The organism is Apilactobacillus sp. EABW-1NA, from assembly GCF_030398685.1.
Classification (GTDB): Bacteria; Bacillota; Bacilli; order Lactobacillales; family Lactobacillaceae; genus Apilactobacillus; species Apilactobacillus waqarii.
Map to the genome: position 1 here is coordinate 24,030 of NZ_JAPDKO010000010.1, position 15,744 is coordinate 39,773.

A 15,744-nucleotide genomic window follows, 5' to 3' on the forward strand; every position below is an offset into this window, starting at 1 on the left:
CGACAAAGACCGCCATGTAGCTAATCGCAAATACATATGGGTTAGTTTATCACACAAACATACTTCCAGCAACAAATGCTAGCCGCAGAAGCAATTACTTGAATTGCTTAAGTATTTTGTCAATGTCTTTAGTAACATCATCAATATCTTGACCACCATCAACAGTGAATAATAAATCACGTTTTTTGTAAAAATCAATTAATGGTGTATTCATCTTGATGTTTACATCTAAACGATTCTTAACTGTTTCAGGCTTGTCATCACTACGTTGATAAAATTCATGGCCACCACAAATATCACAAGTATTTTCAACTTTTGGCATTTTGTATAGCTTGTGGTAAGTGGCACCACAGTTCTTACAAATAAATCTACCAGAAAGTCGATCAACAAGAACTTTAGGGTCAACGTCAATATTTATAACAGCATCCAATGGACGATCAAGCTCTTCACAAATTTCTTGTAAAGCATTTGCTTGTTCGATAGTTCTAGGAAAACCGTCTAACATATATCCTTTTTTAGTATCGTCTTGTGCAAGACGATCTTTAACAATTCCACATGTTACATCATCAGGAACCAAGTTCCCTTTGTCAATATATTGTTTTGCCTTTAATCCCATTTCAGTTTGGTCTTTTATAGCGGCACGAAAGATATCTCCAGTAGAGATATGTGGAATACCATAATTTTCAATAATGGATTCAGCTTGTGTACCTTTACCAGCTCCAGGAAGCCCCATTAAGATTAAGTTCATTGACATATTTAATTACCTCCATTCACACTTTTATAAATCATTTGGACGAGGTGATTGAATGAATCCAACATATTCTTGTTTCATCATTAAACCACGAATTTGTCTAATTGTTTCGATGGCAACACCAACAACAATTAGTAAACTAGTACCACCTAAACCGATGGATTCGTCTAAGCTCCAAACGTTTTGTGCAATTAAAGGAATTAAAGCAACAATTCCTAGGAATAGGGCTCCAACTACGCTAAGTCTCATTAAGACTTTTGATACGTAAGTTTGAGTTCCATTTCCTGGCCAAACACCTGGAATATAGCTTCCTTGTTTTTGCAAGTTTTCTGAAAGTTTTTCAGGGTTAACTTGAACAAAAGCGTAAAAGAATGTAAAGACAACAATTAATACAGTGTATAAGGTAGCACCTGAAAGAGTTTGCATATTAAATACGTTACTCAATACTTGGTACCAACCATCACCAGAATGTTTACCTGCAAAGAAAAGCAAGATTGCTTGTGGTGTTGAGATAAACGAACTGGCGAAGATAACAGGAATAACACCGGCAACGTTAACCTTTAAAGGTAGGTAACTATTGTCACCCGCGCCTGTTTCTCTTCTAGTATATTGAATTGGAATCCTACGTTCAGCTTGTTGGAACCAGGTAACAAAAGTAACAATTATTAGAATTACAACGAATAGCGCTGCTAAGAATAAAATAGAAGGCCATAATTGTGAAGAAGTATCTCCAACGATGTATTCCTTATATAATTGTTGAACTCCTGTAGGAATTCTTGCGATAATACCGGCGAAGATGATCATTGAAACACCTTGACCGATACCACGATCAGTAATCATGTCACCCATCCAAGTTGTTAACATTGAACCACCGGTTAAAATTAAACCGATACTCAAATAAGTAGCAGGACCAGGATTTTGAACAAGGTTCAAACTGCTTAAAGTGTTAAATCCGGCTGTAATTCCAATAGACTGCACGAAAGCAAGAAATACTGTAAGTATTCTGGTAACTTGGTTCAACTTACGTCTACCCACGTCACCTTGTTTGCTCCATTCAACAAAACGAGGAACGATGTCCATTTGTAATAGTTGAACGATGATTTGCGCAGTAATATATGGTGAAACACCCATAGCAAATAGTGAATAGTTAGTTAATCCACCACCACTAAAGGTGTTTAAAATGCTAACCAAGCCAGATGAAGCAACGCTTTGGAGTGCTTTAGCATTTATACCAGGAACTGTAATATAAGCACCTAATCTAAAAACAATCAATACTCCCAAAGTAAACATGATTTTATTTCTAATATCTTTTACCTTAAAAGCGTTTTTCAAGGCTGATAGCATCTAGATCACCTCGATCTTACCGCCAGCATTTTCGATGGCTGATTTAGCAGCATCAGAAAATTTGTTAGCCTTAACAGTTAGCTTCTTGTTAAGTTCACCGTTACCTAGAATCTTAATTCCATCCTTGGCACTCTTAACGATACCAGCTTCCATTAAAGTTTCTGGTGTAACTTCAACACCGTCGTCAAATTGATCTAAAGTAGATAAGTTAACGATAGCGTATTCCTTACGGTTAATGTTAGTGAAACCACGCTTAGGAATTCTACGGTAGAAAGGCATTTGGCCCCCTTCGAATCCAACACGTGTCTTACTACGAGCCTTTTGACCCTTTTGTCCACGACCAGAAGTCTTACCTTTACTTCCTAATCCACGACCTAGACGTTGTCTTGATGAACGTGAACCTTCGGCAGCTTTTAATTCATGTAATTTCATTTGAAGTGCACCTCCTTGTTATTTATTACTTAACTTGTTCAACTTTAACTAAGTGTGCGATATGGAACAATGCTCCACGAGTTGCTTCGTTGTCAGGTTTAACAACAGTACTGTTAATACGACCTAAACCTAGCGCCTTAACAATTTTACGTTGTTTGGGGAGACGGTGTTCTGCACTGTGAGTTAAAGTAATCTTTAATTGAGCCATCTTCTAACCCCTCCTTATTCTGCTAAATGTTGAGCAGAAACGCCACGTAAAGTAGCAACTTTTTCTGCACTCTTCAATGCTTTTAGTCCTTCAAAAGTAGCACGAATAGCATTGATTGGAGTATCTGAACCTAAACGCTTACTTGTAACATCGTCAATACCAGCTAATTCCATAACTGAACGAACGGCACCACCAGCGGCAACACCAGAACCTTCTTCAGCAGGTTTTAACATGATCTTACCACCACCATAAGTACCGATAATTTCATGAGGAATAGTAGTACCAACCTTAGGAACACTAATTAAGTTCTTACGACCATCTTCAACAGCCTTACGGATAGCATCTGGAACTTCTTGAGCTTTACCAGTACCGAATCCGACGTGACCATTTCTATCACCAACAACAACTAAAGCAGCAAAACGTAGACGACGTCCACCTTTAACAACCTTAGTAATACGGTTGATTGATACGACAGTATCTTCAAGTTCTAATTTATTTGGATCAATAAATTCAGCCATTGCGGTTATTCCTCCTTTTATTAAAATTCTAGTCCGTTTTCACGTGCAGCTTCAGCAAGAGCTTGTACACGTCCATGGTATAAGTAACCACCACGGTCGAAAACAACATTTTTAACATTTTTTTCAACGGCACGTTTGGCAACTAAAGCACCAACAGATGATGCTTGTTCAGTCTTGTTTGAACCGTTAACTTCTTTGTCTAGAGTTGAGGCACTAGCAAGCGTAACACCCGCTACGTCATCAATAACTTGAGCGTAGATGTTTTTGTTAGAACGGTAAACGTTCAAACGTGGGCACACAGCAGTACCAGAGATTTTGTTACGGACACGCAAGTGACGACGTTGACGTGTCTTGTTTTTATCTGGTTTATTAATCAAAATAGTCACCTCTTAAATATTAATTAAAATAGTTAAGCAATGAGATTTAACTCATTACTTACCTGTCTTACCTTCCTTACGACGAACAACTTCGTTTTCGTAACGAATACCTTTACCCTTGTAAGGTTCAGGTGAACGAACAGCACGAACACGAGCTGCAAAGTCACCAACGTGTTCTTTGTTGATACCGCTGACAGTAATAGTTAAACTATCTGGAGTTTCAACCTTAAGATCATCATTGATTTCCATTTCAACAGGGTTGGAGTAACCAACGTTTAATTCTAGGACAGAACCTTTAGCTTGAGCACGGTAACCAACACCGACTAGCTTAAGTGTCTTAGTAAAACCATTTGATACACCTTCAACCATGTTGTTTAAGTTAGCACGCATAGTACCGTGCATTGCACGGGTCTTGTTATCGTATCTAACTGCTGGTTCAAAAGTTACAACGTTATCATTAACGTTCATCTTGATAATTGGTGAGAATTCACGAGTTAGTGAACCCTTAGCACCTTTAACAGTTACGTTGTTACCTTCAGTTGATAATTCAACACCTTCAGGTAAAACAATCTTTCTGTAACCAATACGACTCATTTCATTACACCTCCAATTCAAGCAAAAAGTATTACCAAATGTAAGCTAATACTTCTCCACCAATTTTTTTAGCACGAGCTTCTTTATCAGTGATAACACCTTCAGAAGTTGAGATAATTGCAATACCTAAACCATTTAATACCTTAGGAATTGAATCAGATTTTACGTATGAACGTAGACCAGGTTTTGAAATACGCTTCAAACCAGTGATAACACGTTCATTGTTCTTACCATATTTTAGGAATACGCGGATAACGCCTTGTTTGTCGTCTTCAACGTATTCAACATCGCGAACGAAACCTTCACGTTTTAAGATTTCAGCAATGTTGTTTTTGATTTTTGAAGCTGGAACTTCAACTGAATCGTGACGAGCCATGTTGGCGTTACGAATTCTAGTTAATAAGTCAGCGATTGGATCTGTCATGGACATTAACGTAGACCTCCTATCTAATTATAGTTAATTTTACCAACTTGCCTTCTTCATACCAGGGATTTGGCCTTTGTGCGCAAGATCTCTGATGCATAGACGGCATAAATGAAACTTCTTGTAAACTGAATGAGGTCTACCACAGCGTTCGCAACGAGTGTAATTTCTTGTTGAGAATTTAGCAGGACGTTCACTTTTTACAACTAATGCTTTTCTAGCCATATTATTTATACCCTCCTATTATTTTGCAAATGGCATACCGAATTGAGTTAACAATTCTTTGGATTCTTCGTCAGTGTTAGCAGTTGTAACAATAACGATGTCTAATCCACGTACACGGTTAACGTTATCGTAGTTAATTTCTGGGAAAATTAATTGTTCACGAATACCTAGAGTGTAGTTACCACGACCGTCGAATGAACGGTTGTTAACACCATGGAAATCACGAACACGTGGTAATGAAACGTTAACTAACTTGTCTAAGAAGTCATACATACGTTCACCACGTAGAGTAACTTTGGCACCAATTGACATACCTTCACGTAAACGGAAGCCGGCGATTGATTTCTTAGCCTTAGTTACTAGAGGTTTTTGACCAGAAATTAGAGTTAATTCTGAAACAGCTTCGTCTAAGTTCTTAGCGTTAGTAACAGCGTCACCAACACCCATGTTTAGAACGATCTTTTCAATTTTTGGAGCTTGCATAACTGAAGAGTAGTTAAACTTTTCAACTAATGCTTTTGTAATTTCATTTTTGTACTTTTCTTGTAAACGGTTTGACATGGAAAGGTATCCTCCTTTCAATTAAATTTTAATCGATTGATTTGTTTGATTTTTTAGAAATACGAACTTTCTTACCATTTTCAATTTTGAATCCAACCTTAGTTGGTTCGTTAGTTGATGGGTCAATTAACATAACGTTTGAAACATGAATAGGAGCTTCAACTTCATTAATGCCACCTTGTGGGTTAGCTTGTGAAGCTTTTTGATGTTTCTTAACAATGTTAATGCCTTCAACGATTACGCGATCTTTTGAAGCGATAGTCTTGGTAACAGTACCTTCTTTACCTTTATCCTTACCACTAATAACGCGAACTTTGTCACCGGTTTTAATAAACATTTCTTGGCACCTCCTTGGTTGACATTGATTAATTAAAGTACTTCAGGGGCTAGAGAAACGATCTTCATGAATTCGTTGTCACGTAGTTCACGTGCAACTGGTCCGAAAATACGAGTTCCCTTTGGACTTTTATCATCTTGAACAAGTACGGCAGCATTTTCATCGAAACGGATGTATGAACCATCTGCACGACGTGATACTGACTTAGTTCTTACGATTACAGCCTTAACAACGTCACCCTTTTTGACAACGCCACCTGGTGTTGCTTGTTTAACAGTAGCAACAATGATATCACCGATACCTGCATATCTTCTGCTTGATCCACCTAAAACTTTAATAGTTAAAAGTTCACGAGCACCTGAGTTATCAGCAACTTTCAAACGACTTTCTTGTTGAATCATTAGCTAATACCCTCCTTCCGGTATTTACTCAGAATACGATAAAATTCTTATGTTAGATAATAACAGCTTTTTCAACGATATTAACTAGACGGAAATTCTTAGTAGCTGATAGCTTACGTGTTTCCATAATTTCTACAACATCGCCCATTTTAGCTTCATTGTTTTCATCATGAGCCTTGTACTTCTTTGAGTACTTAACACGTTTTCCGTAAGTAGGATGTGTTTTGTAAGTTTCAACAACAACAGTGATGGTTTTATCCATCTTGTCTGAAACAACACGGCCTCTGTAGACCTTACGCATATTACGTTCCATATTACATTGACCTCCTATCGTATTCTATTTGTTTAGTTCTTGTTGACGCAAAGCAGTTTTGATACGTGCAATGTTCTTACGAACTTGCTTCAATCTTGCAGTGTTTTCCAATTGACCAGTAGCTAATTGAAAACGAAGGTTGAATAGTTCTTCTTTGTAGCTTTGTTCTTTTTCATGCATTTGAGCAGTGGTTAGTTCATTAATTTCTTTAGCCTTCATTTGATTCGCCACCTACTTCCTCACGTTTAATAATCTTTGTTCGAACAGGAAGTTTAGCTGAAGCTAAACGTAAAGCTTCTAGAGCAACTTCTTCAGAAACTCCACCAACTTCGAATAGGACTTTTCCACGTTTAACTGGAGCAACCCATCCTGCTGGAGAACCTTTACCATTACCCATACGAACACCTACACCTTTTTCAGTGTATGACTTGTGAGGGAAAATCTTAATCCAAACTTTCCCACCACGCTTCATATGTCTTGTCATAGCAATACGACAAGCTTCGATTTGACGGTTAGTGATCCAATGTGAATCGATTGATTGTAAACCAAATTCACCGAATGAAACAGTGTTTCCACCCTTTGAATGACCACGTAACTTACCACGGTGTTCACGACGGAACTTAACACGTTTTGGTACTAGCATGTTTATTTCCCTCCTTTATCGTTTTCTTGAGCATCGTTAACTGCTTGTGGTAAAACTTCACCACGGTAGATCCAAGTTTTTACACCAATTGATCCGTAAGTAGTGTGAGCTTCTTCCCAAGCGTAATCGATGTCTGCTCTTAGTGTATGCAATGGAACAGTTCCTTCAGCGTATGCTTCCACACGTGACATATCTGCACCATTTAGACGACCAGCAACTTGAGTTTTGATACCCTTAGCACCGGCACGACGAGAGCGTTGCATTGATTGACGCATTGCACGACGGAATGCTACACGGCCTTCCAATTGACGAGCAATGTTTTCACCAACAAGTTTTGCATCTAAATCAGGTTTCTTGATTTCGATGATGTTGATGTGAACTCTCTTACCTGTTAAATTGTTTAATTCTTTACGAAGATTTTCGACTTCTGATCCGCCTTTACCGATAACCATACCTGGTTTAGCAGTGTGAATTGAAACGTTAACACGCTTTGCAGCACGTTCGATAACAACTCTTGATACGGAAGCGTCAGCGAGTCTCTTACTAATGTATTCACGGATTTTTAGGTCTTCGTTTAAATCGTTAGCAAAATCAGCTTTTTCAGCGTACCATTTTGCGTCCCAATCGCGAATAACTCCGACACGTAATCCAGTAGGATTTACTTTTTGACCCACGGCTAATCCCTCCTATTTTTCTGATACTACAACTGTGATATGACTAGTACGTTTGTTGATTGGAGAAGCAGAACCTTTTGCTCTTGGACGGAAACGTTTTAAAGTTGGTCCTTCGTTAACAAAAACTTCGCTTACTACCAAGTCTTCACGATCTAAATCAAAATTATTTTCTGCATTTGCTACAGCTGACATTAAAACTTTTGAAACAACTGGTGAAGCTCCTCTTGGAGTGAACTTCAAGATTGCAGCTGCTTCTGAAACGCTTTTACCTCTAATAAGATCAACTACAAGGCGGACCTTACGTGCGGCAATGCGAACAGTTCTAGCAGTAGCTTTTGCTGATGTAACTTGTTCAGCCATTTGTTATCCTCCTTGCTTAAACAGTTTTCTTATCGTCGTTTCCATGTCCATGGAAAGTACGAGTTGGTACGAATTCACCTAGTTTGTGACCTACCATATCTTCTTGAATATAAACTGGAACGTTCTTTCTTCCATCATAAACAGCGATAGTGTAGCCAATGAAACTAGGGAAGATTGTTGAACGACGTGACCATGTCTTGATTACGTCTTTCTTGTCTTGGTCTTTTTGAGCATCGATTTTCTTTAAAAGATGCTTATCGGCAAAAGGTCCCTTTTTTAAACTACGAGACATTATGAAACCTCCTCTTCAAAATCAGTATAGGGAAGTGTATACCCGAAGGTATAACTTAGTTTATTACATCTTTGATCCCTTACGACGGCGAACGATGAACTTGTTGGAACGAGCCTTCTTACTACGAGTCTTCTTACCAACAGTCTTCTTGTGCCATGGTGATAATGGTGATGGGTAACCAACTGGAGCTTTACCTTCACCACCACCATGAGGGTGATCGTTAGGGTTCATTACAGAACCACGAACGTGTGGACGTTGGCCCTTGTAACGGTTACGACCAGCTTTACCAATGTTAACTAATGAGTGTTCTTCGTTACCAATGCTACCAATAGTTGCACGGTTAACTGAAAGAATCATACGAACTTCACCTGATGCTAGACGAACTAGTACGTATTTTCCTTCCTTACCCAATAGTTGAGCTGAAGTACCAGCAGAACGAACTAATTGTCCACCCTTACCTGGTTTTAATTCGATATTGTGAATAACTGTACCTACAGGGATATCCTTCAATGCTAATGCATTACCTGGTTTGATATCAGCGTTTGGTCCTGATTGAACCTTGTCGCCAACTTTTAGACCCTTAGGTGCTAGAATGTATGACTTGATACCGTCAGTGTAAACAACTAACGCAATGTTAGCAGTACGGTTTGGATCGTATTCGATAGTCTTAACGATACCATCAACGTCGTCATGGTTACGCTTGAAATCAATAATACGGTATTGATTCTTGTTACCACCACCACGGTGACGAACAGTCATATGACCATAGTTGTTACGACCAGCAGTGTGTGACTTAGGAGCCAATAATGACTTTTCAGGTTTTGAAGTAGTCAAAACACTGTAGTCAATGCTAGTCATGTTACGACGACCATTACTGGTTGCCTTGTATTTTTTAATAGCCACGGTGTTTTCCTCCTAAATTGATATTTTATTTATTGCTAAATAAGTTAATTTCTTTTGAATCGTTTGATAAAGTAACGATCGCTTTACGACGCTTCTTAGTGTAACCAGAGAAACGACCTTGGCGCTTTAGCTTACCTTTAAGATTCATAATATTTACATTTGCAACTTTAACATCAAAGATGTCTTGAATTGCGTTCTTCACTTGTGTTTTAGTTGCTCGTAAGTCAACATCAAAAGTGTATTTCTTTTCGTCCATCATAGCAGTTGATTGTTCTGTAATAACGGGACGTAGGATAATATCACGTGATTCCATTATGCGAGCACCTCCTCTACTTGAGAAAGAGCAGCCTTTGTGATGACAATCTTGTCACTGTTTACAACGCTCAATGTGTTTAAACCTTTAGCTGAAACGATTTCAACGTTCTTTAGGTTACGAGCTGATAATACAGCGTTCTTGTTGTCTTCTTCCAAGACTACTAATGTCTTAGTTGAAGCATTTAGCTTGTTTAGTGCTTCTGAGAAGTCTTTAGTCTTAGGAGCATCGAAGCTTAATGAGTCAACAACTACGAAATTGTCGTTAGCAACCTTTTCTGATAGAACAGACTTGATAGCTAGACGGCTAACCTTCTTTGGTAAGTGGTAGCTGTATGAACGAGGAGTTGGTCCGAAGACAATTCCACCCCCACGCCATTGTGGTGAACGGATTGAACCTTGACGAGCACGTCCAGTACCCTTTTGACGCCATGGCTTCTTACCACCACCTCTAACAGCGCTTCTGTTCTTTACAGCGTGTGTACCTTGGCGCATTGATGCTCTTTGCATCAAAACAACGTCAAATACAACACTGTCGTTTTGTTCGATAGCAAAGATTTCATCGTTTAATTCAACGTTTCCGTTCTTGCTACCATCTTGTTTGTATAATGCTACGCTTGTCATTTATGGTTCCTCCTTTCTTATTTTTGTGATCCGCGAGCTGCAGATTTAACAGTTAGGAATGACTTGTTGGCACCAGGAACGTTACCCTTAATTAGGATTACGTTGTTGTCAACGTCAGCCTTAACTACTTCAAGATTTTGAATAGTAACTTGTTTGTTACCCATTCTACCTGGTAATTTCATACCCTTAGTAACACGGTTGATAATTACACCAAGTGAACCAGGACGACGGTGGTATCTAGAACCGTGAGTTTCAGGACCTCTAGCTTGACCATCCTTATGAATGTTACCTTGGTAACCATGACCCTTTGTGATACCTGTTACATCTACGATGTCACCGGCTTCAAAAATGTCTGCCTTGATTTCGTCTGCTACATTGTAATCGCTAAGCTCAACATCTCTGATTTCTTTAATGAAGCGCTTAGGATTTGTATTTGCTTTTGCTACATGACCTTTTTCTGGTTTGTTACTTAAAACATCACGTTTGTCTTCGTAACCAAGTTGGATAGCGTTGTATCCATCAGTTTCAGTTGATTTTGTTTGTAGAACAACGTTTGGAGTTACATCTACAACAGTAACTGGTACTAATTCACCGTTTTCAGTGAAAACTTGAGTCATTCCGACTTTTCTACCTAAGATTCCTTTTCTGGTCATGAGTACACCTCCGATATATTGTAATTTTGATTAATTATAGTTTAATTTCGATATCAACACCGCTTGGTAAATCAAGCTTCATTAGTGAATCAACTGTTTTTGGTGTTGGGTTTAAGATGTCGATAAGACGTTTGTGAGTCAACATTTCAAATTGTTCACGTGACTTCTTAAACTTATGTGGTGAAGCTAGAACAGTATAAACAGTTCTATCTGTTGGCAATGGAATTGGACCAGAAACACTAGCACCAGTTCTTTGCGCAGTAGCCACAATCTTTTCAGCTGATTGATCTAAAGTACGATGTTCATATGCCTTTAAACGGATACGAATCTTTTGCTTTGCCATTATTTTCCCTCCTCGTCTGTATTTTAAATACGACTAACTCCGTGGAAATTACCGGCGCACCCTTCATGACAAAGTGGCCGGGTGTGTCGCAACCTCCCACATCAACGCTTTTCTCATATCTGCTTGAGAGCATACTAACCCCTCGAACAGGTACTTGTATATAATACTAGATTTTCTGCGGTGTTTCAAGGGTTTTCACTCATTTTATTGAAATTATTTTTAAATTTTTTTCCAACTTTTTTCAAAAAAATTTGAAATTTTTTATTTTTTCTTCCATATTATATTTGTTCGATCATAAAACTAAATCATTTAAATAAATATAAAAACACCAATAAATTATAAAATTTTTCTTTTTTATACATATTAATGGTTAAAATTCCCCTATTTTTATAAATGATTTTTTTTATGTACAAAAAAAGAAGCATTGAAATTAATCAACACTTCTTAATTTAGAAACACTAATTACTTGTTTCCACCGTTCTTTTCAATAATTTCTTCTTGAACTGCGGCTGGAACTGGTGAGTAGTGATCGAATGTCATTGAGAAAGTACCTCTACCTTGAGATGCTGAACGCAATGTAGTTGCGTAACCGAACATTTCTGATAGTGGAACCATAGCATGGATTAGTTGAGCTTTGTTTCTAACTTCCATACCATCAACGTTACCACGACGTGCAGTAACTTGTCCCATAACATCACCCATGTATTCTTCTGGAACCACGATATCAACTTTCATGATTGGTTCTAGGATAACTGGGCCAGCTGACTTAGCAGCATTTCTTAATGCTAATGATGCAGCAACCTTAAATGCAGCTTCTGATGAATCGACATCATGGTAACTACCATCATATAACTTAGCCTTAACATCAATCAATGGGTAACCAGCAAGAACACCGTTTGCCATTGATTCTTTTAGACCTTGTTCAACTGAAGGAATGTATTCACGAGGAACAACCCCACCAACGATAGCATTTTCGAATTCGAAACCTTTACCAGTTTCATTTGGAGTAAATTCAATCCAAACGTCACCATATTGACCTTTACCACCAGATTGACGAACGAATTTACCTTGAGCCTTAGTTGGCTTAGTAAATGCTTCTCTGTAGGCAACTTGTGGTTGACCAATAGTAGCTTCAACCTTGAATTCACGTTTCATACGGTCAACGATGATGTTCAAGTGAAGTTCACCCATTCCGGCGATAATAGTTTCACCAGTTTCGTTATCAGTTTCAGCCTTAAATGTAGGATCTTCTTCTGATAGCTTTTGTAGAGCAATGTTCATCTTGTCTTGGTCAGCCTTAGTCTTAGGTTCAACAGACACAGAAATAACTGGATCTGGGAATACCATTGATTCTAGGTGTAATGGGTGCTTTTGATCAGTTAGTGAGTCACCAGTAGTGGTGTTCTTCAAACCGATAGCGGCAGCGATATCACCAGAGAATACTTCTGGGATTTCAGTTCTATCATTTGAGTGCATTTGTAGTAAACGACCAACACGTTCACGTTTGTCCTTAGTTGCGTTAAGAACGTATGAACCTGATTCTAGAGTACCTTGGTATACACGAATGAAAGTTAAACGACCAACAAATGGGTCAGTTGCAACCTTAAATGCTAGGGCAGCAAATGGCTTGTTGTCATCAGCTTTAAGTTCAACATCTTCACCTGATTCAGGATCAGTAGCCTTGTATGGACGAACATCAAGTGGTGATGGTAAGAAGTCCAATACGGCGTCCATTAACATTTGGATACCCTTGTTCTTAAATGCTGAACCAGCTAATACTGGGTAGTATTCTAGATTAAGAGTACCTTGACGGATGGCAGCCTTGATTTCAGGTACAGAAATTTCTTCACCTTCAAGGTATTTTTCCATAATTCCGTCGTTGATGTCAGCAAGTGATTCAATTAAGTTAGCACGTGCTTCATCAGCTTTTTCCTTGTATTCGTCAGGAATATCAACGATATCGTAGTTTGAACCATTTTCATCTAGATCGTAGATGTATGCTTTCATTTCTACTAAGTCGATAACACCTTGGAAAGTGTCTTCCTTACCGATAGGAATTTGGATAGCGTGTGCGTTAGCATCTAGACGTTCGTGTAGAGATTCTACAGAAGCTTCGAAGTCAGCACCTAGCTTATCCATCTTGTTAGCGAATACGATACGAGGAACTTCGTATTCTGAAGCTTGACGCCAAACAGTTTCTGTTTGAGGTTCAACCCCAGCAGCAGCGTCCAAGATAGTAATTGAACCATCTAGAACACGTAGTGAACGTTCAACTTCGGCAGTGAAGTCCACGTGTCCTGGTGTATCGATGATGTTGATACGAGTATCTTTCCAACGTGCAGTAGTAGCAGCTGAAGTGATAGTGATACCACGTTCTTGTTCTTGTACCATCCAGTCCATTTGTGAAGCACCATCATGAGTTTCACCAATTTTGTGGATTCTACCAGTGTAGTACAAGATACGTTCAGTAGCAGTAGTCTTACCGGCATCAATATGAGCAGTGATACCGATATTACGAGTTTTTTCTAATGGGAATTCACGTTTGTTAGCCATTATAAAAAGTTTCTCCTCTCAAAAATAAATCTCTTTTGTAAAAAAGTGGCTAATATAATAACACATTAGCCACTCAATTAAATGTACAAATAAGTTTGTACGTTTATTTTACCAACGGTAGTGAGCAAATGCACGGTTAGCTTCTGCCATCTTATGAGTGTCTTCACGTTTCTTAACTGAAGCACCTGTGTTGTTAGCAGCATCCATAAGTTCACGACCTAGGCGTTCAACCATTGTGTGTTCACCACGTAGACGTGCGTAGTTTACGATCCAACGTAAACCTAGAGTAACACGACGGTCAGGACGTACTTCGATAGGAACTTGGTAGTTTGATCCACCAACACGACGAGCCTTAACTTCTAGTACAGGCATAACGTTGTTCATAGCTTCTTCGAATACGTCAACTGGGTCATTTCCAGTTTCTTTCTTAATAAGATCAAATGCACCATATAAAATTTCTGATGCAGTTCCTCTCTTACCATCTAACATCAAACGGTTAATTAAGCTTGAAACCAATTTTGAGTTGTAGATTGGATCAGGAAGAACTTCACGTTTTTGAACATTTCCTTTTCTTGGCATTTAAAAATCCTCCTTGTTTTCTTATAGCGGAATAAATGTTTTAGTCTTTAGGCTTCTTAGTACCGTATTTTGAACGACCTTGACGACGGTCAGCAACACCGGCAGTATCTAGAGCACCACGAACGATGTGGTAACGTACCCCAGGTAAATCCTTAACACGACCACCACGAATTAAAACAACACTATGTTCTTGAAGGTTGTGACCAATACCAGGAATGTATGCAGTAACTTCAATCAAGTTTGAAAGTCTAACACGGGCGTACTTACGTAGAGCTGAGTTAGGCTTCTTTGGAGTCATAGTACCAACACGGGTAGCTACTCCACGTTTTTGAGGAGCAGGGTTGTTAGTTTGCTTCTTCTTGTAACTGTTGTACCCATGGTTTAAAGCTGGGGCTTTTGATTTAGAACTTCTAGAATGACGACCTTTACGTACTAATTGGTTAATAGTAGGCATCTAAAAATTCCTCCTTCCAATAAAATTTATTTTTAAGTCCACACATCCAGGTGGTTCTTTTTTATGTAAAAGTTCACCGGATGAATAAGCACTTAATAATATTATCACGACGTCTCATTTGTGTCAATGAAACTTAGGATTTCTTTCGTAAATAATATTGGAGGTTTTAAATATGTTTTTATTCATTTTATTTATCCTGGGTTCTTCCTTTGGATCGTTTCTTACTGCCCTATTCTATCGACTAGAGCATCAAGAAAGTCTGGTCGGATTTTCCCATTGTGATGTCTGCAAACACCGACTAGAAGTGATTGATTTAATCCCTATCTTCTCTTATCTACTTAATCATGGTAGATGCAGGTACTGTCATAAGACCTACTCAAGTTTATCGTTTGTAAACGAAGTGTTCTTAAGTACAATCTTTCCATTAATATTTATTGAAACCAGAAGTATGCTGCCATTGCTTATCATTGTCTATCTTTTCTACTTAAGTCTAGAAGATATGCACAAGCAAATGGTTTCAAGTATTATTTTACACTCACTGCTATTAATTGTTTTTGTTATCACTCTTCCCTTCTCTAGAATTTTGATATTAATGCCGATTTATTTTTTCTTCTATCTTTTAAACTACAACTATCATTTTATTGGTGAAGCAGATATCGATCTATTTGCAATTTTGTTTCTGTTAATCGGTAACCATATTCTATTAATCATCTTTGTTGCTAGTATGTTTGCCTTAGTCGCCTATCCGTTTATCAAACAAGTCAGCGGAAAAATCCCGTTCATTCCATTTATATATCTATCATATTTGATGTTTCTATGTATAAAAAAATAGCAACCGCTATTCAGCGATTGCTATTTTTGAGTTGTAA

General features: G+C 38.3%; 27 protein-coding genes. 1 reads left to right on the top strand and 26 read right to left on the bottom strand.

The genetic code is table 11. The annotated features are described in order from the left end of the window. Positions 1–94 precede the first annotated feature (94 nt). The 26 genes from OEZ61_RS04055 to rpsL form a co-directional block, all read right to left on the bottom strand. Positions 95–748: an adenylate kinase gene (locus OEZ61_RS04055; protein ID WP_290047011.1), complete on the bottom strand. Its 654-nt coding sequence runs from the start codon at positions 746–748 to the stop codon at positions 95–97. A gap of 30 nt (positions 749–778) precedes the next feature. After that, positions 779–2,095, bottom strand: coding sequence for a preprotein translocase subunit SecY (secY, locus tag OEZ61_RS04060; protein WP_034531525.1), 1,317 nt, complete (start codon positions 2,093–2,095; stop codon positions 779–781). Further along, positions 2,096–2,527, bottom strand: coding sequence for a 50S ribosomal protein L15 (gene rplO / locus OEZ61_RS04065; RefSeq protein ID WP_034531523.1), 432 nt, complete (start codon positions 2,525–2,527; stop codon positions 2,096–2,098). A 25-nt stretch (positions 2,528–2,552) separates the two neighbouring features. Further along, the gene (gene rpmD / locus OEZ61_RS04070) at positions 2,553–2,735 is read right to left on the bottom strand and encodes a 50S ribosomal protein L30 (protein ID WP_034531522.1); all 183 of its coding nucleotides are present in this window, start codon (positions 2,733–2,735) and stop codon (positions 2,553–2,555) included. A 14-nt stretch (positions 2,736–2,749) separates the two neighbouring features. Next, positions 2,750–3,253, bottom strand: a complete 504-nt coding sequence (gene rpsE / locus OEZ61_RS04075) for a 30S ribosomal protein S5 (protein ID WP_034531520.1) — start codon at positions 3,251–3,253, stop codon at positions 2,750–2,752. A 20-nt stretch (positions 3,254–3,273) separates the two neighbouring features. Next, on the bottom strand, positions 3,274–3,630 hold the full coding sequence (rplR, locus tag OEZ61_RS04080) for a 50S ribosomal protein L18 (RefSeq protein WP_080695536.1): 357 nt from the start codon (positions 3,628–3,630) through the stop codon (positions 3,274–3,276). A 54-nt stretch (positions 3,631–3,684) separates the two neighbouring features. After that, positions 3,685–4,224 carry a 50S ribosomal protein L6 gene (rplF, locus tag OEZ61_RS04085; RefSeq protein ID WP_034534417.1) on the bottom strand — a complete coding sequence of 180 codons (540 nt, stop codon included), beginning with the start codon at positions 4,222–4,224 and terminating at the stop codon, positions 3,685–3,687. 31 nt (positions 4,225–4,255) lie between these two features. Then, positions 4,256–4,654, bottom strand: coding sequence for a 30S ribosomal protein S8 (gene rpsH / locus OEZ61_RS04090; protein ID WP_034531516.1), 399 nt, complete (start codon positions 4,652–4,654; stop codon positions 4,256–4,258). Between the two features lie 33 nt (positions 4,655–4,687). Further along, positions 4,688–4,873 (bottom strand): type Z 30S ribosomal protein S14, encoded by a 186-nt coding sequence (locus tag OEZ61_RS04095; protein ID WP_034531514.1) that lies wholly within the window; start codon positions 4,871–4,873, stop codon positions 4,688–4,690. 18 nt (positions 4,874–4,891) lie between these two features. After that, the gene (rplE, locus tag OEZ61_RS04100; protein ID WP_034534416.1) at positions 4,892–5,434 is read right to left on the bottom strand and encodes a 50S ribosomal protein L5; all 543 of its coding nucleotides are present in this window, start codon (positions 5,432–5,434) and stop codon (positions 4,892–4,894) included. 28 nt (positions 5,435–5,462) lie between these two features. Beyond that, positions 5,463–5,771, bottom strand: a complete 309-nt coding sequence (gene rplX, locus OEZ61_RS04105) for a 50S ribosomal protein L24 (protein WP_034531511.1) — start codon at positions 5,769–5,771, stop codon at positions 5,463–5,465. A 32-nt stretch (positions 5,772–5,803) separates the two neighbouring features. Beyond that, complete coding sequence (rplN, locus tag OEZ61_RS04110; RefSeq protein WP_034531509.1) at positions 5,804–6,172, bottom strand: 50S ribosomal protein L14; 369 nt, start codon at positions 6,170–6,172, stop codon at positions 5,804–5,806. A gap of 52 nt (positions 6,173–6,224) precedes the next feature. After that, positions 6,225–6,485, bottom strand: coding sequence for a 30S ribosomal protein S17 (gene rpsQ / locus OEZ61_RS04115; protein ID WP_034531507.1), 261 nt, complete (start codon positions 6,483–6,485; stop codon positions 6,225–6,227). Between the two features lie 24 nt (positions 6,486–6,509). Continuing rightward, positions 6,510–6,704: a 50S ribosomal protein L29 gene (gene rpmC, locus OEZ61_RS04120; RefSeq protein WP_034531506.1), complete on the bottom strand. Its 195-nt coding sequence runs from the start codon at positions 6,702–6,704 to the stop codon at positions 6,510–6,512. After that, complete coding sequence (gene rplP / locus OEZ61_RS04125; protein WP_034531505.1) at positions 6,694–7,128, bottom strand: 50S ribosomal protein L16; 435 nt, start codon at positions 7,126–7,128, stop codon at positions 6,694–6,696. Before rplP ends, rpmC begins: the two co-directional genes overlap by 11 nt. Before the next feature lie 2 nt (positions 7,129–7,130). Then, complete coding sequence (gene rpsC / locus OEZ61_RS04130; RefSeq protein ID WP_034531504.1) at positions 7,131–7,802, bottom strand: 30S ribosomal protein S3; 672 nt, start codon at positions 7,800–7,802, stop codon at positions 7,131–7,133. A 12-nt stretch (positions 7,803–7,814) separates the two neighbouring features. Then, positions 7,815–8,162 carry a 50S ribosomal protein L22 gene (gene rplV, locus OEZ61_RS04135; RefSeq protein WP_034531503.1) on the bottom strand — a complete coding sequence of 116 codons (348 nt, stop codon included), beginning with the start codon at positions 8,160–8,162 and terminating at the stop codon, positions 7,815–7,817. A 16-nt stretch (positions 8,163–8,178) separates the two neighbouring features. After that, positions 8,179–8,454, bottom strand: coding sequence for a 30S ribosomal protein S19 (rpsS, locus tag OEZ61_RS04140; RefSeq protein WP_034531502.1), 276 nt, complete (start codon positions 8,452–8,454; stop codon positions 8,179–8,181). 63 nt (positions 8,455–8,517) lie between these two features. Then, on the bottom strand, positions 8,518–9,357 hold the full coding sequence (rplB, locus tag OEZ61_RS04145) for a 50S ribosomal protein L2 (protein ID WP_034531499.1): 840 nt from the start codon (positions 9,355–9,357) through the stop codon (positions 8,518–8,520). A gap of 25 nt (positions 9,358–9,382) precedes the next feature. Then, a complete protein-coding gene (rplW, locus tag OEZ61_RS04150) occupies positions 9,383–9,670 on the bottom strand; it encodes a 50S ribosomal protein L23 (protein ID WP_034531498.1) in 288 nt (95 codons plus the stop codon). Next, complete coding sequence (rplD, locus tag OEZ61_RS04155) at positions 9,670–10,293, bottom strand: 50S ribosomal protein L4 (RefSeq protein ID WP_034531497.1); 624 nt, start codon at positions 10,291–10,293, stop codon at positions 9,670–9,672. Before rplD ends, rplW begins: the two co-directional genes overlap by 1 nt. 17 nt (positions 10,294–10,310) lie before the next feature. After that, positions 10,311–10,946, bottom strand: coding sequence for a 50S ribosomal protein L3 (rplC, locus tag OEZ61_RS04160; protein WP_034531496.1), 636 nt, complete (start codon positions 10,944–10,946; stop codon positions 10,311–10,313). Between the two features lie 34 nt (positions 10,947–10,980). After that, a complete protein-coding gene (rpsJ, locus tag OEZ61_RS04165; protein WP_034531495.1) occupies positions 10,981–11,289 on the bottom strand; it encodes a 30S ribosomal protein S10 in 309 nt (102 codons plus the stop codon). Positions 11,290–11,751: 462 nt separating this feature from the next. Then, positions 11,752–13,842, bottom strand: a complete 2,091-nt coding sequence (gene fusA, locus OEZ61_RS04170; protein ID WP_034531494.1) for an elongation factor G — start codon at positions 13,840–13,842, stop codon at positions 11,752–11,754. A gap of 108 nt (positions 13,843–13,950) precedes the next feature. Next, positions 13,951–14,421, bottom strand: a complete 471-nt coding sequence (rpsG, locus tag OEZ61_RS04175; RefSeq protein WP_034531493.1) for a 30S ribosomal protein S7 — start codon at positions 14,419–14,421, stop codon at positions 13,951–13,953. A 40-nt stretch (positions 14,422–14,461) separates the two neighbouring features. Continuing rightward, positions 14,462–14,875, bottom strand: a complete 414-nt coding sequence (gene rpsL / locus OEZ61_RS04180; protein WP_034531492.1) for a 30S ribosomal protein S12 — start codon at positions 14,873–14,875, stop codon at positions 14,462–14,464. A 172-nt stretch (positions 14,876–15,047) separates the two neighbouring features. Between rpsL and OEZ61_RS08170 the strand changes: the two genes are divergently transcribed. Further along, positions 15,048–15,707 carry an A24 family peptidase gene (locus tag OEZ61_RS08170; protein WP_034531491.1) on the top strand — a complete coding sequence of 220 codons (660 nt, stop codon included), beginning with the start codon at positions 15,048–15,050 and terminating at the stop codon, positions 15,705–15,707. Positions 15,708–15,744: the final 37 nt, after the last annotated feature.